This is a genomic window from Corynebacterium sp. ACRPH (genome assembly GCF_022347285.1).
GTDB lineage: Bacteria > Actinomycetota > Actinomycetes > Mycobacteriales > Mycobacteriaceae > Corynebacterium.
In genome coordinates this window covers 1-1,046 of the sequence record NZ_JAKRND010000042.1, presented here as the reverse complement: position 1 = coordinate 1,046, position 1,046 = coordinate 1, and the positions used below count along the sequence as shown (strand labels likewise).

Here is a 1,046-nt window from a genome sequence, read left to right as displayed (position 1 = left end):
AACAACCACACAACAAAAGTGGCTTTTTGTGTTGAACATCGGCTAATTAGTACCGGTCACCTCCATCACTCACATGACTTCCAGATCCGGCCTATCAACCCCATAATCTATAGGGAACCTCAAAAGAAACCTCATCTCAGAACAGGCTTCCCGCTTAGATGCTTTCAGCGGTTATCCCTCCCATACGTAGCCAACCAGCCATGCCACGGGCGTGACAACTGGCCCACCAGAGGTATGTCCGTCCCGGTCCTCTCGTACTAGGGACAGCCTTCTACAAGTTTCAACGCGCACGGCGGATAGAGACCGAACTGTCTCACGACGTTCTAAACCCAGCTCGCGTGCCGCTTTAATGGGCGAACAGCCCAACCCTTGGGACCTACTCCAGCCCCAGGATGCGACGAGCCGACATCGAGGTGCCAAACCATCCCGTCGATATGGACTCTTGGGGAAGATCAGCCTGTTATCCCCGGGGTACCTTTTATCCGTTGAGCGACACCGCTTCCACAAGCCGGTGCCGGATCACTAGTCCCTACTTTCGTACCTGCTCGACCTGTCAGTCTCACAGTCAAGCTCCCTTGTGCACTTACACTCAACACCTGATTGCCAACCAGGCTGAGGGAACCTTTGGGCGCCTCCGTTACACTTTGGGAGGCAACCGCCCCAGTTAAACTACCCACCAGGCACTGTCCCTAACCCGGATCACGGGCCGAGGTTCAGATGCCCAATCCGATCAGAGTGGTATTTCACCAACGACTCCACAACCACTAGCGTGACCACTTCACAGTCTCCCACCTATCCTACACAAACCGAACCGAACACCAATACCAAGCTATAGTGAAGGTCCCGGGGTCTTTTCGTCCTGCCGCGCGTAACGAGCATCTTTACTCGTACTGCAATTTCACCGGGCCTGTGGTTGAGACAGCAGGGAAGTCGTTACGCCATTCGTGCAGGTCGGAACTTACCCGACAAGGAATTTCGCTACCTTAGGATGGTTATAGTTACCACCGCCGTTTACTGGGGCTTAAATTCTCCGCTTCGACCACAAG

The 1,046-nt window shown here is 54.1% G+C and carries 1 rRNA gene; it reads right to left on the bottom strand.

The features are described 5' to 3' along the window. Positions 1-25: 25 nt before the first annotated feature. Positions 26-1,046, bottom strand: a 23S ribosomal RNA gene (locus MHX66_RS10480); the annotation flags it as partial.